The organism is Mycobacterium riyadhense (assembly GCF_963853645.1).
In the GTDB taxonomy this organism is placed as follows: domain Bacteria; phylum Actinomycetota; class Actinomycetes; order Mycobacteriales; family Mycobacteriaceae; genus Mycobacterium; species Mycobacterium riyadhense.
Genome location: NZ_OY970456.1, coordinates 3,175,525 through 3,197,850 on the forward strand (window position 1 = coordinate 3,175,525; position 22,326 = coordinate 3,197,850).

25 protein-coding genes are annotated in these 22,326 nt (G+C 63.8%); 10 read left to right on the forward strand and 15 right to left on the reverse strand.

Annotated features, from left to right (window positions below; all coding sequences use genetic code 11):
* Positions 1 to 82: 82 nt before the first annotated feature.
* On the reverse strand, positions 83 to 1,078 hold the full coding sequence (locus AADZ78_RS14260) for an LLM class flavin-dependent oxidoreductase (protein ID WP_085250214.1): 996 nt from the start codon (positions 1,076 to 1,078) through the stop codon (positions 83 to 85).
* 38 nt (positions 1,079 to 1,116) lie between these two features.
* Between AADZ78_RS14260 and AADZ78_RS14265 the strand changes: the two genes are divergently transcribed.
* On the forward strand, positions 1,117 to 1,659 hold the full coding sequence (locus AADZ78_RS14265) for a maleylpyruvate isomerase family mycothiol-dependent enzyme (protein ID WP_085250215.1): 543 nt from the start codon (positions 1,117 to 1,119) through the stop codon (positions 1,657 to 1,659).
* A 143-nt stretch (positions 1,660 to 1,802) separates the two neighbouring features.
* Here the strand turns inward: AADZ78_RS14265 and AADZ78_RS14270 are convergent, their stop codons facing one another.
* Both AADZ78_RS14270 and AADZ78_RS14275 read right to left on the reverse strand, forming a co-directional pair.
* Positions 1,803 to 2,216, reverse strand: coding sequence for a type II toxin-antitoxin system VapC family toxin (locus tag AADZ78_RS14270; protein ID WP_085250216.1), 414 nt, complete (start codon positions 2,214 to 2,216; stop codon positions 1,803 to 1,805).
* On the reverse strand, positions 2,209 to 2,463 hold the full coding sequence (locus tag AADZ78_RS14275) for a type II toxin-antitoxin system Phd/YefM family antitoxin (protein ID WP_085250217.1): 255 nt from the start codon (positions 2,461 to 2,463) through the stop codon (positions 2,209 to 2,211). Before AADZ78_RS14275 ends, AADZ78_RS14270 begins: the two co-directional genes overlap by 8 nt.
* Positions 2,464 to 2,657: 194 nt before the next feature.
* Here AADZ78_RS14275 and AADZ78_RS14280 point away from each other — a divergent pair, with 194 nt between their 5' ends.
* Positions 2,658 to 3,821: an LLM class flavin-dependent oxidoreductase gene (locus AADZ78_RS14280; protein WP_085250264.1), complete on the forward strand. Its 1,164-nt coding sequence runs from the start codon at positions 2,658 to 2,660 to the stop codon at positions 3,819 to 3,821.
* Between the two features lies 1 nt (position 3,822).
* On the opposite strand, the gene AADZ78_RS14285 is transcribed toward AADZ78_RS14280, so the two are convergent.
* Positions 3,823 to 4,290 (reverse strand): SRPBCC family protein, encoded by a 468-nt coding sequence (locus AADZ78_RS14285; RefSeq protein ID WP_085250218.1) that lies wholly within the window; start codon positions 4,288 to 4,290, stop codon positions 3,823 to 3,825.
* Between the two features lie 190 nt (positions 4,291 to 4,480).
* On the opposite strand from AADZ78_RS14285, the gene AADZ78_RS14290 reads away from it, so the two are divergent.
* The 3 genes from AADZ78_RS14290 to AADZ78_RS14300 are packed head-to-tail and all read left to right on the forward strand — an operon-like array spanning position 4,481 to position 7,728.
* The gene (locus AADZ78_RS14290; protein WP_139828662.1) at positions 4,481 to 5,233 is read left to right on the forward strand and encodes a lysophospholipid acyltransferase family protein; all 753 of its coding nucleotides are present in this window, start codon (positions 4,481 to 4,483) and stop codon (positions 5,231 to 5,233) included.
* A gap of 41 nt (positions 5,234 to 5,274) precedes the next feature.
* Positions 5,275 to 6,405, forward strand: coding sequence for a serine hydrolase domain-containing protein (locus tag AADZ78_RS14295; RefSeq protein WP_085250220.1), 1,131 nt, complete (start codon positions 5,275 to 5,277; stop codon positions 6,403 to 6,405).
* Between the two features lie 54 nt (positions 6,406 to 6,459).
* The gene (locus AADZ78_RS14300) at positions 6,460 to 7,728 is read left to right on the forward strand and encodes a serine hydrolase domain-containing protein (protein WP_085250221.1); all 1,269 of its coding nucleotides are present in this window, start codon (positions 6,460 to 6,462) and stop codon (positions 7,726 to 7,728) included.
* A 79-nt stretch (positions 7,729 to 7,807) separates the two neighbouring features.
* On the opposite strand, the gene AADZ78_RS14305 is transcribed toward AADZ78_RS14300, so the two are convergent.
* Entirely contained in the window at positions 7,808 to 8,206 is a 399-nt protein-coding gene (locus AADZ78_RS14305; RefSeq protein ID WP_085250222.1) for a hypothetical protein, read from the reverse strand.
* 44 nt (positions 8,207 to 8,250) lie between these two features.
* On the opposite strand from AADZ78_RS14305, the gene AADZ78_RS14310 reads away from it, so the two are divergent.
* Entirely contained in the window at positions 8,251 to 10,092 is a 1,842-nt protein-coding gene (locus tag AADZ78_RS14310; RefSeq protein ID WP_085250223.1) for a fatty acyl-AMP ligase, read from the forward strand.
* A gap of 185 nt (positions 10,093 to 10,277) precedes the next feature.
* Here AADZ78_RS14310 and AADZ78_RS14315 read toward each other — a convergent pair whose 3' ends face one another.
* The 3 genes from AADZ78_RS14315 to AADZ78_RS14325 form a co-directional block, all read right to left on the reverse strand.
* On the reverse strand, positions 10,278 to 11,186 hold the full coding sequence (locus AADZ78_RS14315) for an SDR family NAD(P)-dependent oxidoreductase (RefSeq protein WP_085250224.1): 909 nt from the start codon (positions 11,184 to 11,186) through the stop codon (positions 10,278 to 10,280).
* The gene (locus tag AADZ78_RS14320; protein ID WP_085250225.1) at positions 11,183 to 11,815 is read right to left on the reverse strand and encodes a TetR/AcrR family transcriptional regulator; all 633 of its coding nucleotides are present in this window, start codon (positions 11,813 to 11,815) and stop codon (positions 11,183 to 11,185) included. Before AADZ78_RS14320 ends, AADZ78_RS14315 begins: the two co-directional genes overlap by 4 nt.
* 339 nt (positions 11,816 to 12,154) lie before the next feature.
* Entirely contained in the window at positions 12,155 to 12,634 is a 480-nt protein-coding gene (locus tag AADZ78_RS14325) for an MPT63 family protein (protein ID WP_085250226.1), read from the reverse strand.
* 210 nt (positions 12,635 to 12,844) lie between these two features.
* On the opposite strand from AADZ78_RS14325, the gene AADZ78_RS14330 reads away from it, so the two are divergent.
* Positions 12,845 to 13,618 (forward strand): YqjF family protein, encoded by a 774-nt coding sequence (locus tag AADZ78_RS14330; protein ID WP_085250227.1) that lies wholly within the window; start codon positions 12,845 to 12,847, stop codon positions 13,616 to 13,618.
* Positions 13,619 to 13,657: 39 nt separating this feature from the next.
* Here the strand turns inward: AADZ78_RS14330 and AADZ78_RS14335 are convergent, their stop codons facing one another.
* The gene (locus AADZ78_RS14335) at positions 13,658 to 14,425 is read right to left on the reverse strand and encodes an SDR family oxidoreductase (protein ID WP_085250228.1); all 768 of its coding nucleotides are present in this window, start codon (positions 14,423 to 14,425) and stop codon (positions 13,658 to 13,660) included.
* 18 nt (positions 14,426 to 14,443) lie between these two features.
* Here AADZ78_RS14335 and AADZ78_RS14340 point away from each other — a divergent pair, with 18 nt between their 5' ends.
* A complete protein-coding gene (locus tag AADZ78_RS14340; protein WP_085250229.1) occupies positions 14,444 to 14,920 on the forward strand; it encodes a nuclear transport factor 2 family protein in 477 nt (158 codons plus the stop codon).
* A 4-nt stretch (positions 14,921 to 14,924) separates the two neighbouring features.
* On the opposite strand, the gene AADZ78_RS14345 is transcribed toward AADZ78_RS14340, so the two are convergent.
* Together AADZ78_RS14345 and AADZ78_RS14350 are read right to left on the reverse strand one after the other, a co-directional pair.
* Entirely contained in the window at positions 14,925 to 15,668 is a 744-nt protein-coding gene (locus tag AADZ78_RS14345; RefSeq protein ID WP_085250230.1) for a DJ-1/PfpI family protein, read from the reverse strand.
* 17 nt (positions 15,669 to 15,685) lie between these two features.
* Positions 15,686 to 16,636: a GlxA family transcriptional regulator gene (locus AADZ78_RS14350; protein WP_085250265.1), complete on the reverse strand. Its 951-nt coding sequence runs from the start codon at positions 16,634 to 16,636 to the stop codon at positions 15,686 to 15,688.
* 121 nt (positions 16,637 to 16,757) lie between these two features.
* On the opposite strand from AADZ78_RS14350, the gene tpx reads away from it, so the two are divergent.
* Positions 16,758 to 17,255: a thiol peroxidase gene (gene tpx, locus AADZ78_RS14355; RefSeq protein ID WP_085250231.1), complete on the forward strand. Its 498-nt coding sequence runs from the start codon at positions 16,758 to 16,760 to the stop codon at positions 17,253 to 17,255.
* 5 nt (positions 17,256 to 17,260) lie between these two features.
* On the opposite strand, the gene AADZ78_RS14360 is transcribed toward tpx, so the two are convergent.
* From AADZ78_RS14360 to AADZ78_RS14375, 4 genes are all read right to left on the reverse strand, one after another.
* The gene (locus AADZ78_RS14360) at positions 17,261 to 17,434 is read right to left on the reverse strand and encodes a hypothetical protein (RefSeq protein WP_169726283.1); all 174 of its coding nucleotides are present in this window, start codon (positions 17,432 to 17,434) and stop codon (positions 17,261 to 17,263) included.
* A 285-nt stretch (positions 17,435 to 17,719) separates the two neighbouring features.
* Complete coding sequence (locus AADZ78_RS14365; protein WP_085250232.1) at positions 17,720 to 18,796, reverse strand: acyl-CoA dehydrogenase family protein; 1,077 nt, start codon at positions 18,794 to 18,796, stop codon at positions 17,720 to 17,722.
* A gap of 1 nt (position 18,797) precedes the next feature.
* A complete protein-coding gene (locus tag AADZ78_RS14370) occupies positions 18,798 to 20,027 on the reverse strand; it encodes an acyl-CoA dehydrogenase family protein (protein WP_085250233.1) in 1,230 nt (409 codons plus the stop codon).
* Positions 20,028 to 20,043: 16 nt separating this feature from the next.
* A complete protein-coding gene (locus tag AADZ78_RS14375) occupies positions 20,044 to 21,000 on the reverse strand; it encodes an enoyl-CoA hydratase (protein ID WP_085250234.1) in 957 nt (318 codons plus the stop codon).
* A 215-nt stretch (positions 21,001 to 21,215) separates the two neighbouring features.
* Here AADZ78_RS14375 and AADZ78_RS14380 point away from each other — a divergent pair, with 215 nt between their 5' ends.
* Positions 21,216 to 22,325, forward strand: a complete 1,110-nt coding sequence (locus AADZ78_RS14380; RefSeq protein ID WP_085250235.1) for an LLM class flavin-dependent oxidoreductase — start codon at positions 21,216 to 21,218, stop codon at positions 22,323 to 22,325.
* Position 22,326: the final 1 nt, after the last annotated feature.

Below are 22,326 nucleotides of genomic sequence, written 5' to 3' on the forward strand. Positions count from 1 at the left end.
CATGTAATTCAAAGAAATGTACGCTGTTTCATAGAAGCTACAACGATGTTCGTGGCGGAAATACCGAGGTGCGCAACCTAGTTCACGTGGAGAGTCCGGCGGCCGCAGCGAAGGCACGCAGCTCGCGCGAAATATCCGATCCCGCAGGCTGATACACGAGTTCGGTGACACCGACCGCGGCAAGTCCAGCGATCTTCTCCGAAACCTGTTGGGCGGTACCCGTTAATGTCGTGGAGTTGGCGAACTCGAGGAAGTCAACGACATAGGGTGCATCGATCGGGTTGGGCTTCATCGAATGCCCTTCGTAGATGGCCAGATGCCGCTCGGCAGCGGGGTACGACTCGATCGCCTCGCGCCATCGTTTTCCACCCGGCAATGCGTCGACCGCATCGGCGCCCGCGCGCTCGTACATGGCGTGATAGAGCACGACCGCCGAAGGAGCCGCAGCGTCGATTGCCCGCGGGGAGGTCAGGTCCTCGCCCTCATCGAGCACGGTGCCGAAGGTCAGTAGCGCCCGCCAATCCGGCACGTCCGGGACTATCGGTTGCGGCACGCCCGCGGAGAACACACCATCACCCAGTTCGGCCGCGACGGCCAACCCCTTCGGGCCGTCGGCACCGATCAGGATCGGCACCTCAATGGGGCGCCGCGCCCCGCAGCCAGGTAGCTGCAGCATGCGGATCGCCGAGCCCTCCCACTCTGCCGTTTCGCCGGCGAGCAGCGTCCGCAAGCAACGAACGTATTCAGCGACCTGCCGCCACGACATGGGCCGCTTACCCATTGCGAGCCGACCGGTGAAGCCGGTCCCGATTCCCACCACCACCCGACCCGGTGCCTGTTCCACCAATTCTGCGATGGCAGAAGCGTTGACCAGTGGATGCCGCAGGCTGGGAACGAGCACACCTGGCCCGATGCCGATACGGGTCGTTCGCTCCGCGCATCTGCTCAGCACCATCCAAACATCGGTGACCAGCGCCGGCGAGTCATAGAGCCAGGCACGTTGGTAGCCAAGCGTTTCGGCCAGCTCCACCTGGCTGGGACTGTCGGAGGCGGTAGCAAGCGCGCACGAGATGTCCACGCGATCGATACTTCCACCAGCGGTGCATGATTGTCCGAATGAACAGGCAGGTCGGCGAGCTGCACTTAGCCGTCTGCCGGAGATTCGGTTTGGCCGTGCGATCGGCCGACGGGAAGTGGCATCGGCAATCCCCGTGTGCCGCCTGGAACGCCAGGGATGTCTTGGAACATGTCATCGGCTTTCACGATGTGTTGGTGTTGCGTCCTCTCGGACTAAAGCCCGGCCGGCCGCGCGACAATCCGCAACGGCGATGGACACTCACCTACGACCAACTCGAGGAGGCCTTTAGCCAGCAATACCTGTCGGAGCGAGCCGTCGGAGTTCTGGACGCCGACATGCTGGTGCCACGTCTCACGCAGGACGTGCTGGTGCATACCTGGGATTTGGCACGTGCGGTTGGGGCCGACGACCGGCTGAACCCGGATTGGTGTGCGCACTTCTTGGACCGACTGCCCGCCAACCCCGACGCGCCGAGCGCATCCGGTATGTTCGCGCCACCGGTCGTCGACAATCAAACCGACGCGCAGTCAAGGCTTCTCGCTCGAGTCGGCCGTGATCCATCGTGGCGGCCTGCGACATGAGACCACCACAGTGGCCTACCTTGATGGCAGCAGCAATCATGGCGAGCCAGTCTTGCTCCTGCACATGAGCTCTGCCCACCGCCACCACCACTCGACGGCGACATTTCGGTTTTGCATTCATATGTTCGGCCGAGCCTGAATGCTCAAACGCCGACGATCGTCAGGAGATGTTCGATGCCACGAAAGTCGTCGACGTTGCGCGTGTAGAGAGGCAGATCGGCGCCAAGGGCGGTGGCCGCGATCAGCAGGTCGACGGCCCGAGGGCCGCGCGCCTTGCGGCCGGTCGCGATGATTGCCGCGTAGATGAGTCCGTAAGCCCTGGCGGAGTTGCCGTCGAAGGGCAGCGGATCGAAGGTGGCCTCGGCTCGTTGTAGGCGATCTTGACGTCTGGCGCGCTCGGTGCTGTCACCCGTCGCATGGGGGCCGGCGGCGAGTTCGGCCATGGTGAGGGCGCTAATTGCGAGTTCGCTCGGAAGCTGGCCGGCATCGATGTGCTCTAAGTCGATCACAACCGAAGTGTCGATGAGTCCTCGAGGTGCCCGCGCAACCTCAGGCACGGGGTTCTATCTGCTGGCTTGCGGCGCGATCGAGGTCCGCTCGCAACCGCTCGAACTCCACGCGCGCCGCGCCCTTGAACGCCGCCAACGCCGCCTCGTAGCCTACGAACCGGTGCCGACGAAGTGGGGAAAGCTCCCCAACAGGAACCCCATTTCTGGTCACAATGAAGGATTCGCCCTGGTCAAGCTGCCGCATAATCTGGCCACTGTTATTGCGGAGTTCACGCTGCGTGATCTCTCTAGCCACCCGCCAATCGTAGCATCTGTGCTACATGCCGGGTGCCTCGGGTGGCGGGGCGGTTGCGTCGGCGACATCCGTCGCGGCTCTCCGTGATCGCGCACTGATCGTCGAAGCTGCAACCGATGCGGGCCCAGGATTTCCTGGCCCCACCGGTTTTGGCGGGGCTATGGTTCGGTCAAGCCGATCGCAAGGGAGCCCCAATGGCCAAACTCAGGTTCGGATACTTCATCGCCCCATTTCACCGCGCCGGAACCAACCCAACGCTGGCGTTACAACGCGACCTGGAGTTCATCCAACATCTCGACGCCCTCGGCTTCGACGAAGTGTGGTTGGGAGAACATCACTCGGCCGGCAGCGAGATCATCAGTTCACCGGAGGTCTTCATTGCCGCCGCTGCCGAGCGAGCCAAGCGGATCCGGTTCGGCACCGGGGTTATCTCGCTGTCGTATCACAACCCGCTCTGGGTCGCGGATCGGTTGATGTTGCTCGATCACCTCACCCACGGCCGCATCATCGGGGGAGTAGGACCGGGGTCATTGCCCACCGATTCGGCGATGATCGGGCTCGACCCCACCGATACTCGCGAGCTTCTGGAAACCAACCTCGATATCCTCGCGCGGCTACTGGCGGGCGAGACAGTCACCGCCAAGACCGCCACACACCAGCTCGTCGACGCCCAGTTGCAGCTTGCGCCGTACTCCGACGGCGGGATTCCGCTGGCGGTAGCCGCGGTCGCCTCGCCGACCGGTGCCCGGCTGGCCGGCAGACACGGCATCGGCCTGCTGTCCATCGGCGCGACGCTCACAATCGAAGGCTTTAGCGCGCTCGCCTACCACTGGGGCATCGTCGAAGAGCGCGCCGCGGCCTTCGGCACCCAAGTCGACCGCAAGAATTGGAGCCTGGTCGGTCCGTTCCATATCGCCGAAACCGACGAGCAGGCGCGCGCCGACGTGAAATTCGGCATCGAGCCGTGGTTCCGCTACTTCCAAAAGGTGGCCGCCTTCCCGCAGATGACCATGCCCGGAGAGCGGCTCGACGAGATGATCGACATCATCAACGACAACGGAGCCGGGGTCATCGGCACACCGGAGCGCGCGCGGGCCCAGGTGCAACGGCTGTGGGATCAGTCCGGCGGATTCGGCTGCATGCTGCAGATGGGCCACGAGTGGGCCAACCCGGCCGCTACCAAACGATCCGCCGAATTGTTCGCCGCCGAAGTGATGCCGCATTTTCAAGGACAGGCGCAACCGACCATCGACGCCGCCGCGCGGGCCAGCGAAGCACGCGACGACCTTGCGCAAACCCACCTACAGGCCATCGAGCACATGACCAAGAAGTATCAGGACGAGGTCGGTTCGAAATAGCTCAACGCGCGCTGGCTGCCTCGCGCTCGGCGGCCTTGACCAGACGGCCGGCGAACAACTTGACGGCGCCTCCCAGCGCCGCCCGCATCAGCGGACCTGTTCCGGCGACTCCTTCGATGAACGAGCCACTCCAACAGATGTCGGTTCCACCCGACGCATTGGGCGTCAGAGCCACCTCGCCCGTGTAGTCCTTGACCGGCGTCGAGGGCCCGACCAGCTTGTAGACGTGGCGGCGATCCTGCTCGTACTCGATGGTCTCTTCTCGCACGAATACCGGCCACAGCCCCAGCTTGCGGATCGCACCAACACCGCCCGGTGCCGGATCACCCTGCCGGGCCCAACTCGATTGCATGACGATCGGCTTCGCCCATTCCGACCAGCGCGCGCCATCGGTCGCGAGCCGGAACAACGTTGCGGCAGGCGCGCTACTGGTCTTGTTGACCTCGAACGAATACTTCCGACCCGACATGCCCCACCCCCGGATGCGAATGAACGACACTGTCGCGTACCCTACCGCGGCGGCGGCGGGGGTCCGCCATGCCACCGAAATAATCCCGCTCTGACCACGGCAAGGGCATACTCACGATGTGCCAAACGCCGATACCGTTTCAGTTCCCGCTGCGCCCACCAAGGAAGACGTCGCCGCGGCGCTGCGTGTCATGAAGCCGCTGCGAAGGGTGATCAAACCCAAGGTCTATGGGATCGACAACGTGCCGACCGAGCGTGCATTGTTGGTCGGCAATCACAACACCCTTGGCATGGTCGACGCGCCGTTGCTCGCCGCCGAGCTTTGGGAGCGGGGCAGAATGGTCCGATCCCTCGGCGATCATGCTCACTTCAAGATTCCGGGATGGCGCGAAGCCCTCACACGAATGGGCGTCGTTGAGGGCACCCGAGAGATCGCATCGGAATTGATGCGACGATGCGAACTCGTCATGGTGTTTCCCGGCGGCGGCCGTGAGGTCAACAAGCGCAAGAACGAGCAATACAAGCTGGTGTGGAAAAACCGACTTGGGTTCGCGCGGTTGGCAATCCAGCACGGGTACCCCATTGTGCCGTTTGCTTCCGTTGGGGCAGAACACGGCATCGACATTGTGCTGGACAATGAATCCCTATTGATGGCGCCAGTCCAGTTCCTGGCCGAGAAGGTGCTCGGCACACCTGACGGCCCGCCGCTGGTCCGCGGCGTCGGACTCACCCCGCTGCCGCGCCCCGAACGCCAGTACTACTGGTTCGGCGAGCCGATCGACACCACAGAGTTCCAAGGACAAGAAGCCGACGACAACGCCGCACGCAAAGTGCGCGAACGCACCGCTGCCGCGATCGAGCACGGCATCGAGCTGATGCTAGCCGCACGCGAAGCCGACCCGAATCGTTCGGTGGTCCGACGCCTACTACGGACCGACGCCTAGCACCGAATGATCGCGAAAGATTCTGTGGGTCAGGCTCATTAATGGCGAGGCCCGACTACAAACGACGCATCGGGAGACGGCTGCGGCTAATCACGGTCGCGCTGTTGCTGGCCGCCTGCGGTGGAAAGCACATGCCGAACTCTGTGACCACCACAGTCGCGACCACACAAACCCCCACCGTCAAAGCCCACAACAGCCAGGACGTATTGAACGGTGCTATCCGCGATGGTGAGCCTGGCTGTTCGGCTGCGGTGGGTGTCGAGGGGAAGGTCGCGTGGGCCGGGGTCCGCGGCTTGGCGAACGTGGCAGCCGGCATCCAGCTCACCACGGACACCGTGTTCGATATCGCCTCGGTGTCTAAGCAGTTCACCGCTACCGCGATCCTGCTCCTGGTCGACGCAGGAAAGCTCACGCTGGACGACGCGCTATCCCAATACCTGCCCGACCTGCCGGCGTGGTCGGACAAGGTCACGGTGGCCGAACTGATGCACCACACCAGCGGCATCCCCGACTACGTTGGTCTGCTGCAGGAGGAGGGGTATCAGTTCAGTGACCACACCACCGAGATCGAAGCCCTGCAGGCATTGGCCGCCGCACCGGAGCTGGTGTTCAAGCCGGGCACCCGATACGAATACTCCAATTCGAACTATCTGCTGCTCGGCGAAATTGTCCACCGAGTTTCTGGGCAGCCACTTCCGGAGTTCTTGAGCACACAAATCTTCCAGCCACTCGGTCTGGCGATGGTGTTGGATCCGGCCGCGAGAATTCCCAACAAAGCCTTGTCGTATACCAAGGGCGACGCCGGGAGCCACGGCGGGTACCAAGTAGCCGATTCCCCATGGGAGCAGATCGGCGACGGTGGCATCCAGACCACGCCCACCCAGCTGGTCCGGTGGGCGGACAACTACCGAACCGGCAAAGTAGGCGGCCCGCAACTGCTGAACGAGCAACTCGCGGGCGCGGTGGAAACCGAACCGGGTGGCGGCGACCGCTACGGCGCGGGAATTTTATCGCTCGCCAACGGCATGCTCGATCACGACGGCGCCTGGGCGGGATTCGTTACGGCCTTCCGCATCAGCAGCGACCGGCGTACTTCGGTGGCGATCAGCTGCAACGTCGACAAACAGGATCCCGAGGCGATGGCCGACACGTTAGGACGCATCTGGATGTAGCCGGTCCGGCCAACCGGTCCGGGATTCGCGTCAGCGCGTGCAATCATTCACGGTATGCCGAAACCGTCTGTGCTGACGACCGAGAATGGCCTACCATCCGGCGCCCAAGGTGCCTGCGATTCACGGTTCGTCAACGTTGTCCGAGCGTTCGCTGCGCTGTTCCCCGCCCGCATGTTCGGCGGTGGGGCGCTGTCTGTGTACATCGACGGTGTGCAGGTCGTCGATGTCTGGACGGGTTGGGCCGATCGGCGCGGCAAGCTGCCGTGGACCGCGGACACCGGAGCGATGGTGTTTTCCGCGACCAAAGGGTTGGCCGCGACGGTGATCCACCGGCTCGTCGACCGCGGGCTGCTCTCCTATGACGTGCCAGTCGCCGAGTACTGGCCGGAGTTCGGAACCAACGGCAAGTCCGAGATCACGGTCCGCGACGTGCTGCGGCACCGAGCCGGGCTGGCGCACCTCAAAGGTGTTGGCAAGAAGGAGGTCTTGGACCACCTCCTGATGGAAGAACGGCTGGCCGCGGCGCCAGTGGACCACACGCACGGAAAGACGGCCTATCACGCAATCACCTACGGATGGTTGCTGTCCGGGCTGGCGCGGGCGGTGACCGGCACGGGCATGCGCGACCTGTTCCGCGAAGAGCTCGCACGCCCGCTCAACACCGACGGTTTGCATCTTGGCCGTCCGCCGGCCGCTGCACCCACCACGGCGGCGCAGACGCTAGTACCCCAAGCGAAAATCCCCACGCCGGTACTCGACTTCGTAGCGCCAAAGGTCGCCGGGCTGTCGTTCTCCGGTCTTCTCGGCTCGATCTATTTCCCCGGCATCATGTCCATGCTGCAAGGCGATATGCCGTTTCTTGATGGAGAGATTCCGGCGGTCAATGGCGTTGTGACGGCGCGTGGCCTGGCCAAGGTGTACGGCGCGATCGCCAACGGCGGCATGATCGACGGAACACGACTGCTTTCCTCTGAGCTGGTGAGCGAACTGAAGGGGGAGCCCGATCTGACGCCGGATCTGAACCTGGGCATTCCGTTTACCTATCACCAGGGCTATCAGTCGTCGCCGATCCCCGGCCTGTTGGCGGGGTACGGCCATATCGGCCTCGGCGGAACCCTCGGGTGGGCCGATCCGGATACCGGCAGCTCGTTCGCCTACGTGCACAACCGACTGCTGACCCTGATGTTGTGGGATGTTGGCTCGTTCGCGGGCCTGGCTCCGCTGCTGAGCAACGCCGTCGCAGCCGCGCGACGAGCTGGCCCGCTAGAGGTGCCGCATCTCGGTGCAACCTATTACGAACCCGAAGAGCAAGAGGTCGTGTAGCTTCCCGCGAGGGTGCGCATTTGTACACGAATAAGCGGCGTGTCGCCGTACAAGCGCGCACGCTCGCGGGACTACAACCCTAAACGAATTCGTAGACCAGCCACCACACGAGAACGACGGCTACCAGCAGCAAGCCGGTCAGGATCGCCGCACGGACCAATGCTGACTGTCGATGAAACCAGTCACGCATCTGGGTGAAGCGCCAGTCGGTCCACGCATAAGCGCGAGCGGCCCAATCGATCTCGACCGCCAGAAGGCGGAACGCGACCAGCAACGCCGGGATCCCGGCTTCGGGAAGCAGCACGATCAGCGGAATGCACGAGACGAGCAGCGCGCCGCCGATGATGGCCAGCGCCGCGCGAATCGGCAGTGGCCTGGCCTGGCTCCGCTCGCGGTAGGCCAGCACCCGACCGAGCGCAGCTTCGCGGGCCGGGTTTCCTTTTGCGTCCACGGCTGCACCTGCGTTCGGCGTCGTCATCGCAAGGACTCTAACGGATTTCGGCGGACACCTAGACTGCGCTTATGGATTACGGTTCCCGGCAGGACTCCGTGGCTCCAAAGGGCCTGCTAGAGATCGAGGACTGCCTGGGCGCCGACGGCGGCATCGTGTTGCCGCCCGGCACCACGCTGATCTCTTTGATCGCGCGCAACGTCGCCAATGTCGGTGATTCGGTGGCGTATCGCTACCTGGATTACTCCCGTTCGGCGCAGGGACAGGTCGCCGAAGTGACGTGGGCGGAATTCGGCGTGCGGCTGCAGGCCATCGGCGCTCATGTGCAACAGTTCGCGGGTCCTGGCGACCGGGTTGCGATTCTCGCGCCGCAGGGCATCGACTACGTTGCCGGGTTCTACGCCGCGATCAAGGCGGGCACCATCGCGGTACCGTTGTTCGCTCCTGAACTGCCCGGCCATGCCGAACGTCTCGAAACGGCACTTCGCGATTCGGTGCCTTCCGTCGTCCTCACGACAACCGCAGCCAAAGATGCCGTCGAAGGCTTTCTGAATCACCTCACCCAGCTGCGACCGCTGCATGTCATCCTCATCGATCAGATACCCGATTCGGCGGGGGAGTTGTTCACGCCTGTGGATCTGGACATCGGCGCCGTTTCACACCTGCAGTACACGTCGGGCTCGACCCGGCCTCCGGTCGGTGTTGAGATCACCCACCGCGCGGTCGGCACCAACCTGGTGCAGATGATCCTCTCGATCGACCTGCTGAACCGAAACACGCACGGCGTCAGTTGGTTACCGCTCTACCACGACATGGGCCTGTCGATGATCGGCTTCCCGGCGGTGTACGGCGGACACTCAACCCTGATGTCGCCGGCCGCGTTCGTCCGGAGGCCGCAGCGGTGGATCCAAGCATTGGCCGCCGAATCACGAACCGGCCGCGTGGTCACCGCGGCGCCCAACTTCGCATACGAGTGGACCGCGCAGCGGGGCCTACCCGCGCAGGCCGAGGATGTCGACCTCAGCAACGTGGTGCTGATCATCGGTTCCGAACCGGTCAGCATCGACGCGGTCACGACGTTCGATAAAGCGTTCGCGCCCTACGGATTACCGCGCACGGCGTTCAAGCCCTCTTATGGGATAGCGGAGGCGACACTGATGGTCGCAACCATCGGTCACACCGCACAGACCACCGTTGCCTACTTCGACCGAGAGCAGCTCGGCGTTGGTAGGGCGGTACTGGTCGCCCCCGATGCTGCCAACGCAGTTGCTCATGTCTCATGCGGCCAAGTAGCTCGCAGCCTGTGCGCGGCGATCGTGAACCCTGACAGTGGCACCGAACTGGTGGACGGCGAAGTCGGGGAAGTCTGGTTGCAGGGCGACAATGTCGGTCGCGGCTACTGGGGACGACCCGAAGAGACGCGGCAGACGTTCGGCGCCAAGCTGGAATCACCGCTCACGGAAGGCAGTCACGCCGCCGGTTCGGCCGTTGCGGGCAACTGGCTGAGGACCGGGGATCTGGGCGTCTACTTCGACGGTGAGCTCTACATCACCGGCCGAATCGCGGATCTGATAACGATCGACGGACGTAACCATTACCCGCAGGACCTCGAGGCCACGGCTGCAGAGGCGTCGCCGATGGTGCGACGCGGATATGTGACGGGCTTCGCGGTGCCCGCTGACGACGGCAGCCAACGCTTGGTGATCATCGCCGAACGCGCGGCGGGCACCAGTCGCGCAGATCCGAAGCCAGCAATCGAGGCGATCCGAACGGCCGTGTCGCACCGCCATGGGTTATCCGCCGCCGACGTGCGTTTCCTGCCCGCCGGCGCCATTCCGCGAACCACCAGCGGCAAACTCGCTCGCCGAGCCTGCCGCGCGCAGTACCTCAGCGGCGACCTAGGTGTGCGCTAGGTGGCGGCAACGGATCGAACACGTTGCGCCCGAACGCCGTTCGCCAACCGGCAAGCCGGTCGAGGGCCGATGTCCAGATGCCGTAATGTGCTAAATCGTTGCCTCGCCGGATAATTCGCGCATAGCAGCACCCCCATCTGTGCCCTGGTCTTTGCGCTGTGCTTACCGACGCCCGGGACCGCTCGCTATGCCGCGCCGGACAGTAGCCGTTCACTGGTCTCCCAAAGGTCGACCGCTTTGGCGAGATCGTATGACTCAGTAGAAGATCGGATCGGTTTCAGGCCGGCAAAGTATTGGCCCGTTACGCCGTCGTACCGTGGATCGACCGCCAGCGCCGCTAGTCGTGCGCCGGAGACCCGGGTGCTGTGGACGAAGGGAAGGACGCGCAGCATTGGCGCCAGGTAGCGCCATGCTAACCGCTGGATCGGCGGATAGTCCCGCGCCAAGCTGGAACCAGGCATCAGGCCGGGATCGAACGCGTTGACGGTCACTCCCACTTCTCCGTGGTTGAGGCGACGGTCGAGCTCGTAGGTAAAGAGCACGTTACACAGCTTGGAGGTGGTGTAGCGACGGCGGCCTTCGGTCGACCTGTCCTGATCAGCGGGCGGGTGCGCGAGGTCGAGCGCGGAGGTATACCGCGGCGCGGGCATACCGGTGTGCTTACTCGGGTCGTGCGTGCCACTACTGACAACGACGATGCGCGCCGGGCGGGTCAACTGGTCGAGAATCCCTGTCACGAGGGCAAAGTGACCGAGGTGGTTTACCGCGAATGTCATCTCGATACCGTCGTCGGTCAACGCGCTGCCCGACACCACCTGTAGGCCAGCATTGCAGACCAGCGCGTGAATTGGGGGCAGCGGGGTGATCCGCACGGTTTCCACGAAGGTGCGTACCGACCGCAGCGATGCGAGGTCCACCTCAAGGACCGTGCAGCGGGTTGGTTCCCCGAGTTCTCCCACGGCCGCGCCGCCGCGCGCCGCGTCGCGCACCGCCAACACCACGTGCCACGATGCATCGCTGGCCAGCAGTGCCCGGGCGCACTCCAACCCGAGACCGGTGCTGGCGCCGGTGATGACGGCCGTTCTGGTGTTCACTTCTCCTCCAAGAGAATTCGAATCAGGGCTTCTAGTGCCTGCCACAGTCGCCGGTACATCCGCTCGACGTCCGTCGCGTCCGGCTCTAGGTGGTCGGCGAAGAAGACACCGTCCGACAGCGCAACCGCGAACCCAGTCAGTTCTGTAACGATGCGATCGGCGATGCCCCGCGGTAGATCGAACGGCAACAAGTGAGTGATGGCATCGCGAAACCGCGCGATCGCGGTGTCGCGGACCCGACGCACCATTTCGGCAACCGTCGGATCATCGCTTCGCTCCAGCGACAGCAGATAGAACAGTCGCAGGAAGTCCGGGTGTTGCGACTGCAGGTTCGCCAACGCGGTCAGCTGCCGTTCCGATCTCGCCTCGATGGCCTCGTCGGCTTCGTCCCAGGTCGGTATCGCGGCGAAGAATCGACTCGCGCCGCGCATCATCACCGCGGCGAGCACGCCTTCCTTGGAGCCGAAATGCCAGTAGATGGAGCTGGGTGGCAGCCCGCACGCGTTGCGGATGTCGCTGATTGACGTCGCCGCGTAGCCCTTGGTAGCCATCAGGCGTTCAGTCGCGTCGAGGATTAGCTCGCGCGAGGTCTCGCCTTGCTGCTGTTTCTTGGTCAGGTGAACGCTCACCGGTGCGCCATCCTTTAGATCCGCAATCGTCTATGCGTCTCCGGGCGGTGATATCCTCTGTAAGGATCGTTACAGACCTAACTGTATTGGCGCGAGTTTCCAGACGCAATACCCGGCCCGCGGAAAGCGGACTCCCACATTGGCCTGCGTCGACGCTCCGTTCCGGGGCGACAGGGCCGGGATGGACGCTCAGAGCCGTTATGACCGACGAAGCCGCGGGTAGGGCGGCTACGCCCGCGTTGCCGATTAGCTCATCAAGCTGCTCGAGCTCGTCGAGATTGCCACGCCCCACAGCTCAACGGCGAATTGGGCGTGCATCAGAGCAGTTGTCGTATCTGCTTATGGCCCCCAAATCAGGAGGTCTTCCATTCCGTTGTTCATTGCCACAATGGTCGGCGATGGGCCGGTGACATCGAAGTAGATTTTGCCGCTCGCTTGTGCGCCTTGCGGGATTGTCGCTCCGCTAATGGTGTTTGGACCCGAGGCTTGCCACAGGACCCGATAGTTGACGCCGTCGGCGGTGCGGGCGTTGAACTGCGAGATGGCCGGGGTGACGGGGCCCGAGATCGCATTGACGGTGGCGGTCGCTTCCCAAACGTCGCCGGCCACCGGATAGCCCGGGATAATGTCGGTGCTCGATTTGAGATCACTGACTTTCCAGCCCAGGACAACTTGCCCAACGGAGTCGGTCATCGTTAATTCATTGCCAAGTTTGCCGACGATCGGATAGGCCGCGGACGTAATCGGTGCACTGGCGACAGCAATCGTTGTCATGCTCACGATCGCTGCTGCGGTCTTTATCATCGTGGTGATCGTCATTGCTCCTCCACTACTCGATTTAGTTGATCACATCATTCGAGGGCGCCCGGCGCAATACACACTTTAATCGGCAAATGACCAGCGGTTCCATAAATTCAGCCCTGAAACCCGCGCAATTGCGTTAGCGCAGCGCTAACCAGAAGGTGGCCAACTGACAACAATTCGGTGCCTCATACCCGACCGTCGTAACCTGCATGCCACGATGGTTCGATGACCGCCACACCCGGCCCGTCCGATACCGGATCTGGTGAGGGTTCGCCACTAGCGGGGTATCCGGTCACACCGCCCCCCCTTCCTGGTCCGGTTGCCTTCGACCAGCGGTGGCGTGAGCTGACGTTCGTCCATTGGCCGGTGCGGCCCGAAAGTGTTGAACACTTGTACCCGCCGGGAACCCGCCCCGACGTTTTCGCCGACGGCATGACGTACGTGGCGTTGGTCCCGTTTGTCATGAGCAGCACCAAGATTGGCACGGCGCTGCCGCTGCGGTATTTCGGCAGCTTTCTGGAGACCAACATCCGGCTGTATTCGGTCGACGACGCCGGCCGCCACGGCGTGCTGTTCCGATCGCTGGAAACGGCTCGGCTGGCGGTGGTGCCCGTCACCAGGATTGGCCTCGGCGTCCCATACACGTGGGCCAAGATGCGGATGACGCGGTCCGACGAACAGATCACCTATGACAGCGTCCGACGGTGGCCCCGACGCGGCCTGCGCAGCCTGCTGACGATCACCATCGGCGACGTGGTCCAGCCGACGGCACTGGAAATCTGGCTCACCGCCCGCTGGGGCGCGCACACTCGCAAAGCCGGCCGCACATGGTGGCTGCCCAACGAGCACGGACCGTGGCCGTTGCAGGCCGCGGAGATCGTCGAGCTGCATGACGAACTGCTGGACGCGAGTGGCGTGCAACCCGCGGGCGACCGCTTGCGTCCGTTGTTTTCACCGGGCGTGCGAACCCGTTTCGGCCGCCCCTGCCTCGTTCAGTAGGCCAGCACGTGGAAGTGCCCCTGTTGAACAGAAATCGTCTTAGGGACAGGTATATCCACCGTCGATCACAATGTCGGAACCGGTCATGTAGCTTGACGCCTCGCTAGCCAAGTAGAGGTACAGGCCGGTGAGTTCTTCGGGGCGGCCGATGCGGCCGAGCGGAATCTTGGGCTCCCACAGCGCGTGGTACTCCGCTAGCGGCTCGACCAGCTCGGTGAGGATGTAGCCCGGACTGACACTGTTCACCCGAATGTTGTGCGGAGCCAACTCCACGGCCATGGCCTTGGTCAGGTGAATGACCGCCGCCTTGGAGGTGCAGTAGTGGCTCACTTGTTGCGGAATGTTGATGATGTGCCCCGACATCGACGCGGTGGTAATGATGGCCCCGCCCCGACCCTGCTTGACCATCGCCCTGGCCGCCGCCTGGGCGGTGAGGAATACGCCGGTCACATTGGTGTCTTGGATCCGCTGAAACGCTTCCAACGACATGTCCAGCATAGGGGTGACATCTACGATGCCGGCGTTGCAGACCGCGATATCGATCCCACCCAGCTCGGCGGTCGCCTGGTCGACCATGCTGGTCACCTGGTCTTGCTGGGTCACGTCGCAGCGGATCGGCACGGCCTTACTGCCGGCAGCGGCGATCTCGGCTGCGATCTTCGCCACGGCGTCGAAATGCCTTGCGGCAACGGCTACCTGAGCCCCGGCTTGGACGTAGGCGAGCGCCACCTTCTTGCCGATGCCGGTGGACGCCCCGGTTATCAGGGCCGTCTTGCCATGCAAGTCGAACAAGTCCAAGACGCTCATAGTTCTAGTGTGTCCGGTATGGGCAAGTTCTCCAAAGCCGAGATCGACAAAGCAATCAGGCACTACACAACGGTCGTCGACGGATGTTCCGCCTCGGGCGACTGGCGGCCATTCGCAGACCTATTCACTGAGGATGTGGTCTATACCGAGCACCACTATGGGGTCTTTCGAGGGCGCGAGGAGGTCCGCGACTGGATCGTCGCGGTCATGGCCCCGTTCCCGCACATGCGCTTTCCGTCTGAGTGGATCGCATACGACGAAGACAATGACGCGGTCGTCCTGATGATCAAGAATCTGCTCGACCACCCGACAGACCCCGACGGAGAGCCGTTCTGGTTTGCGAACTGGACTCGGCTCATCTACGCGGGAGGCGGGCTGTTCTCTAGCGAGGAAGACATTTACAACCCCAACCGTGACGCACCGGGCGTTGTCGGCGCCTGGCTGGAGGCCGGCGGCCGGTTCGCTTCGGACAAGTTCTTACAGCCCAAGGCGTAGCAGCTTAGGCAGACGAACCGACTGGCTGTCGCCGGCGGCGACGCGACCGCGCCGCGTTTAGCGCCTGCTCCCAGGCGAGCAACGTCGTGGCCTTGAGGTTCGCCGGCTTGACGCTGTCCTTGGACAGCAGGGCCGTCGCGGCGGCTTTCGTAGTGGCCGACGCCTTTGACATGTGGCCGCAGTCGAACGGTGGCTGGGGATCGTATTCGATCGCGAGCTGGATTGCCTTCGCTCGACTTTCCCCGCCCATCTCGCCGGCGAGCCACAGCGCGAGGTCAAGGCCCGCGGATACACCCGCACTGGTAACGATGTTGTGCTGGCGGACAATCCGTTCGTCGGTGACGGGGATAGCGCCGAATGCCTTCAACGCGGGAATGGTCAGCCAGTGCGACGTCGCCCGCCTGTCCCTGAGCAGGCCGGCCGCCGCCAGAATGACCGAGCCCGAACACACCGAAGTCGTCCAGCTAGCCGACTGATGGGCCTGACGCAACCAGTCGAGCAGCTTCTCGTCGCGTGCGTGCACCGGAGTAGACGGGCCCCCGGGCACGAGAATGACATCGGGAGAAGGTGTTTCGGCCAGCGAGTGCGTAGCGCCGAGCACCAACACGCCCGAGTCGGCGGTGATCGGCCCGGCTTCGTGCCACACAAACCGCACCTCGGCGTGCGGCAGCTGTCGCAGCACCTCATACGGACCGATCATGTCCAGGGCGGTCAAGCCCGGGTAGGCCACTAACGCGAACTGCGTCATGGGTGTCTCCTTACCGGTTAGGCGAACGCTTTGCGGTACTGGTCGGGCGGGATGCCGATGCGACGAATGAAGTTGCGCCGCATGGTTTCCGCCGTGCCGAAGCCGCAACGGGCGGCGATGGCCACCACGGTGTCGTCGGTCTCCTCCAACTGCCGGCGCGCGGCTTCGGTGCGAATACGTTCGACGTATTGGCCGGGCGCCTCACCGATTTCGTCGGTGAACACTCGGGTGAAGTGGCGTGGACTCATCGCCACCCGTTGGGCCAGATCGTCAATGCTGTGCGAGCCGCCCGGTTCGGCCTCGATGGCTTCCTGCACCTGGCGGATCGAGGTCCGCTTGGCTCGCGGCATCCATACCGGGGCCGCGAACTGAGTCTGCCCACCCGGGCGGCGCAAGTAGAGAACGAGCCAGCGGGCGACCGTTTGGGCGACGTCCGTGCCGTGGTCATCCTCGACCAGTGACAGCGCGAGGTCGATGCCCGCGGTGACGCCCGCGGCGGTCCAAACCGTCTCCGAGCTCCGGATGAAGATCGGGTCGGCGTCGACCGCGACGGTGGGGAACTCGCGGGCCAGCCGCGCGGCAAAGGCCCAGTGCGTGGTGGCACGCCGGCCGTCCAGCAGCCCCGCTTCGGCCGCCAGGAATGCGCCCGTGCAGACAGAGACGACGCGGCGGGCGGTGCCGGAGGCGACCCTGATCCACTCCATGAGCTGTCGGTTGGTTCGCGCGGCATCGACACCTCCACCGCCGGGCACCACGACCGTGTCAACCGGCTCGCTCGGGCGTGGCAGCGGCGCCGAGACAAATGCCAGGCCGGTCGCGGTGGTGATGGGCTGGCCGTCGATTGAGCCGACAACCACGTCGTATCCGCCGCCGGTCAACAGCGATGCGGCGGTGAATACCTCGTAGGGCCCTACCACGTCGAGGGCCTGCACAATCGGGTAGCCGACGATTACCACCTTGCGAGCCATGGACCCAGTGTTGGCCATGCGGCCGTATGTCGTCTACGACACGCACCCCACAAATTAGGACATACGCTTGCCAGGGCAGCCCGATCGAACGCGGTACTGCCGGTCTTGGCAGACTGTGCCCATGGCACAGATAACCCTGCGTGGAAATGCGATCAACACCGTCGGCGAGTTACCCGCCGTCGGATCCTCGGCCCCTACCTTCAACCTGACCGGCGCCGATCTCGGGACGGTCAGTAACGACCAGTTCCGCGGCAAGCCGGTGTTGCTGAACATCTTTCCGTCTGTGGACACACCGGTATGCGCTACCAGCGTGCGGACCTTCAACGAGCGTGCCGCCGCAAGCGGTGTTTCGGTGCTGTGCGTCTCGAAGGACCTGCCGTTCGCGCAGAAGCGATTCTGCGGCACCGAGGGTATCGAGAACGTAGCGACCGCATCGGCATTCCGCGACAACTTCGGCGAGGACTACGGCGTCACCATCGCCGACGGTCCGATGGCCGGCCTGCTCGCCCGGGCCGTCGTGGTGATAGGCGCCGACGGCAACGTCGCCTACACCGAATTAGTGCCAGAGATCGCGCAAGAACCCAATTACGATGCCGCGCTTGCGGTATTGGGCGGATAGCTGCGTTAGGGTTCCGGTGAAAGCGTAACCGGCAACCCGACCACCGCGCCCGACGCGCGCGGGCCGTATTCGCCCCCCTGTGCGTTAACCGGGCAGCCGGCCAACGTCGCCGCGGCCATGGCGGCCAATATTGCGCCCAGTAGCGCCCGAACGGCCAGCTTCCTACGGTTGGCATTCATCGATTGATCCTTTCATCGCTCGGTCACTATTGCGCGCAATGCCGAAATATTATCGCCACGACAGTTTCGCGCCAATAGCTGTTGAGAAATAATTTGGCGACGTCCGCAGCCAATTTAGGAATGTCGTCGAGTGCACCATAACCGGCTGGCATACAACATGTTTGGTGGATTGACAGATATGGTGTCGCGTAATTGTAAAATGGTTCGACACATGGACGTCAATTACTTTTACAAACGCCGTTCGATGACGCCGATGACAAATATTGCGGATGGGCCACCGGTCGTTTACAGGCCCACCCGGTCGGCGAGCAGTGCCCGGTGGTAGGCGCTACTACCAAAGAGCGCCTCGGTGGTCTTGGCCCTGCGAAAGTACAGGTGCAGGTTGTGCTCCCAGGTGAAGGCGATACCGCCATGGACCTGGATTGCCGAGCCGGCACACAACACGTAGGTGTCGGCGGCCTGCGCCTTCACCAAGGGTGCTGCGACGTGAAGCTCGTGCCCGTCGATGGCGCTCATCGCGGCGAACATCACCGCCGAGCGGGTCGCATCGATTTCGATCATCATGTCGGCGCACGTGTGCTTGACCGTCTGGAAAGAACCGATCGGCCGATCGAATTGCCGTCGGCTCCGGGCATATTCGACCGCCAAGTCAAGACATGCCTCGGCGCCACCGAGCATCTCGGCCGCCAGCAGCACGCGTGCCACGTCCAGCAACCGCTCGAGGTCGTCGGGTGAGCCGGCGGCCAAGGGTTCTGCGGGCACGTGCGCCAACCGCAGCTTGGCGACAGGGCGGGTTGTGTCGAAGGAGGGTAGCGGGATCACGGTGACCCCAGGAGCGTCGGCCGCCACGACGTGCAGAACCACCACACCATCCGCCTCCGCCGGGACCACAAACAGGTCCCCGACGTGGCCGTGCAGCACCGGGGAGCACTCGCCGGTGAGGACGGTATGACCGCCAACGCGGCTGGCCCGCACAGTGGCGGCGGACGGGTCAGCGACGCGGGGACCGGCCACGGCGAACGCTCCGATCTGTTCGCCGCGGAGCAAGCCGGCGAGCAGGCCTTTACGCTGCTCTTCGTCGCCCATGCGAAGGATCGCCTCGATCGCAAACGTCGTGGCCGCGAACGGCACCGGCGTTAGCGCACGGCCGAGTTCGCCGAACGCGATTGCGGTCTCGACGACAGTGGCGCCCACTCCGCCGTACTCCGCAGGTGTGTGCAGCGCGGGCAGCTCCATCTCGGTGCACAGCCGGTGCCAAAGCCTGACGTCGTGGCCGGCATGGCCATCGGCGCCCTGGTCGCGAAGCAGGCCACGCAGCGACGCACGGAAAGCGTCTTGTTCGGCGCTATAGCGAAAATCCATGTCAGCGCACCGCTTCCGGACGGGGTTCCTTGGCCAGGCCGAGCAGCTGCTCGCCGATCACGTTGCGCTGGATTTGCGAACTGCCGGCATAGATCGTTGCGGCACGGGCGTAAAGCAGCTCATCCATCCAGCACGCGGGGGAGTTTGGGGTACCCGCCTCTGGCATCACGCGGGCTCCGCCGTTCCCTGGACCCGTCGGAGCGAGCGCATCCAGGCCGAGGACTTCGACGGCGAGGTCGGTATAGCGGCGGAAGTATTCGCTCCAGATGACCTTGGTAATCGCGGCCTCGGCGCCGGGTGGTCGACCGTTCACCGAAAGGGTGAGGTCGCGGTAGCCGCGATACCGCATGATCTGAACACGGGAAAAGCACCACGCCAAGCCATCTCGGATACGCGGGTCGGTGTCCATTCGGCGTTCCCGGGCGAGTTCGCACAACCGCTGCAGGCCGCGGCCGAACTCGATAGCCGCCGTGGTGACCTGCGATCCGCGTTCGAAACCCAACAGGGTCATCGCGGTCGGCCATCCGTTGCCAACCCCTCCCACCACGTTGCCGGACGCAGTGCGCGCGTCGGTGAAAAAGACCTCGCTGAAGGAGGAATGTCCTGCGGCATTGACGATTGGTCGCACCACAACGCCGGGCTGGTCCATGGGCACCAGCAAGAAGGACAGGCCCTTGTGTTTGGCAACGCTTGGGTCCGTCCGGGCCAACAGGAAGATCCAGTTGGCAGCGGACCCGGCCGATGTCCAGATCTTCTGTCCGTTGATCACCCACTCGTCATCGTCGAGCAGGGCACGGGTTCGCACGGCCGCCAGGTCCGAGCCGGCCTCGGGCTCCGAAAATCCTTGGCACCAGCGGTCTTCGCCGGTGAGGATGCGCGGCAGGAAGCGCTCCTTCTGCTCGGCGGACCCCAGGGCGATCAGGGTGTTGCCCAAGAGGTCGATCCCCAGCAGATCGTTTTCCGCCCGCTCAGGTGCACCAGCGCGCGAAAACTCCTCGGCGAGCACCAGCTGTTCGATCGCCGAAAGGCCACCACCGCCGTACTCCTTCGGCCAAGACACCGCGACCAGGCCGCAGGCGGATAGGGAGCGCCGCCACTGCCGCGCGAACGCTACTCGCTCGTCGGGCGGCAGAGCCCCGAGTCCGGACCAGCCGGCCGGTAGGTGTTCGGCCAAGAACGCGCGGATCCGGTCGCGGAACGCTTCCGCCTCTGTCGGGTAGCTGACATCCACTCTGGGCGCCCCGGCGTCAGGGTCGCTGTTTGGCCGCCGGCAGGATTTCCGGCGTGGCGCGCCAGTCGTCGAGGCCGTGCTCGACCGTTCCGTACGACAGCTTTCCACCGGTGACTTCGGCCCAGTGCGCATGATTGAGCTGATGTATCTTGAAGCAACCGTCAAGTGCTGTCGAGAAACCCTGTGCATCTACGGTTTGATTCACCGATTCCTTTATCAGCAGTGCCGCCATTGTTGGCACCTTGGCGATTCGACGAGCGAACTCGATTGTGTTGTGCGCTAATTCGTCGGCCGGGAACACCTTGCTCACCATCCCGAGTGCGTGCGCCTGCTCGGCGTCGATCGAGTCGCCGGTAAGCAACAACTCCTTTGCCTTGCGCGCACCGAACTCCCACGGATGGCCGAAGTACTCGACCCCACACATACCAAGCCGGGTACCGACCACATCGGCGAACACGGTGTCCTCGCTCGCGACGATCAGATCGCAGCACCACGCGAGCATCAGGCCCGCGGACAGCACCGTGCCGTGCACCTGGGCGATCGTGATCTTGCGCAGATTGCGCCACCTCTTCGTGTTTTCGAAGTAGTAATGCCACTCCTGACGGTTGCGCGACTCCACCCCACCCAAGGTTCCGCCGTTGCATCGGTACGTCGGATGCTGGTCGGGCCCCGCTGCGCGCTCACGGACGTCGTCGGCGGAGCCGAGGTCGTGGCCCGCGGAGAAGACAGGGCCCGCGCCTCGCAGGATCACCACGCGGACCATGTCGTCGGCTTCGGCGAGTTCGAAGGCGAGGCCCAACTCCACGAGCAGTCCGCGCGTCTGCGCGTTGCGTTGTTTCGGACGGTTCAGCGTGATGGCCGCGATCCGGCCGTCATCAATCGCTTCGTATCCGATGTATTCGAAGTCTGGAACACGCTGCGGCCGCTCCCCATCCGACCGGCGATCGACCGGACTGACCCCGGTGACGCTCATGGCGGCTCCTTACTGCGCAGTGCGCGCTGAACGGGTGACGACTGCGAGGTTACGCGGCCGTCCGCCAGGATGTCCATAGCTAGTACGCCATTGTCAGTTAACTAACGAGATAAAATACCTAAAAAACTGGCTCTTGTGCCGAGTAAAGTATCTTGATAGTACTGTTGTATATCCTACAGAAGCTCGCCGCGTGTCGACCAAGAGAAGGGTTGAACATGGAGATCGGAATATTCCTCATGCCGGCCCACCCACCGGAGCGCTCCCTCTACGACGCCACCCAGTGGGACCTCGACATCATCGAGCTCGCCGATCGACTCGGCTATGTCGAAGCCTGGGTCGGTGAACACTTCACCGTCCCGTGGGAACCCATCTGTGCCCCGGATCTGCTGCTGGCGCAGGCGCTGACGCGTACCAACCGCATCAAGCTCGCACCCGGCGCGCATCTGCTCCCGTATCACCACCCGATCGAATTGGCTCACCGGGTTGCCTATTTCGATCACCTCGCCCAGGGCCGATTCATGCTCGGCGTCGGCGCTAGCGGTATCCCGGGCGACTGGGCGCTCTACGACGTGGACGGAAAGAACGGCGAGCATCGCGAGATGACCCGCGAAGCTCTCGAAATCATGTTGCGCATCTGGACCGAAGACGAACCCTGGGAACATCGCGGAAAGTACTGGAACGCCAACGGAATAGCGCCGATGTTCGAGGGCTTGATGAAGCGCCACATCAAGCCGTTCCAGAAGCCGCACCCGCCGATCGGCGTCACCGGGTTCAGCGCCGGCTCGGAAACGCTGAAGCTGGCCGGCGAGCGCGGTTATCTGCCAATGAGTTTGGACCTCAACACCGAATACGTGGCCACGCACTGGGATGCGGTGCTGGAAGGCGCGGAGCGCAGCGGCCGTACTCCGGACCGCCGCGACTGGCGGCTGGTGCGTGAGGTCTTGGTGGCGGAGACCGACGAGCAGGCATTTCGGTATGCCGTCGACGGCACCATGGGGCGCGCCATGCGTGAGTATGTGTTGCCGACGTTCCGGATGTTCGGCATGACGAAGTTCTACAAGCACAACCCTTCGGTGCCCGACGACGATGTGACTCCGGAATATCTCGCCGAGAACACCTTCGTGGTCGGCTCGGTGGAGACCGTGGTCGAAAAGCTCGAGGCGACCTATGACCAGGTCGGCGGATTCGGCCATCTGCTGGTTCTGGGATTCGACTACATCGACAACCCCGGGCCATGGAAGGAGTCGTTGCGGCTACTCGCCGACGAGGTCATGCCCAGACTCAACGCCCGCATTGCAAACAAGCCCGTCCCCCTGGTCGTCTAGC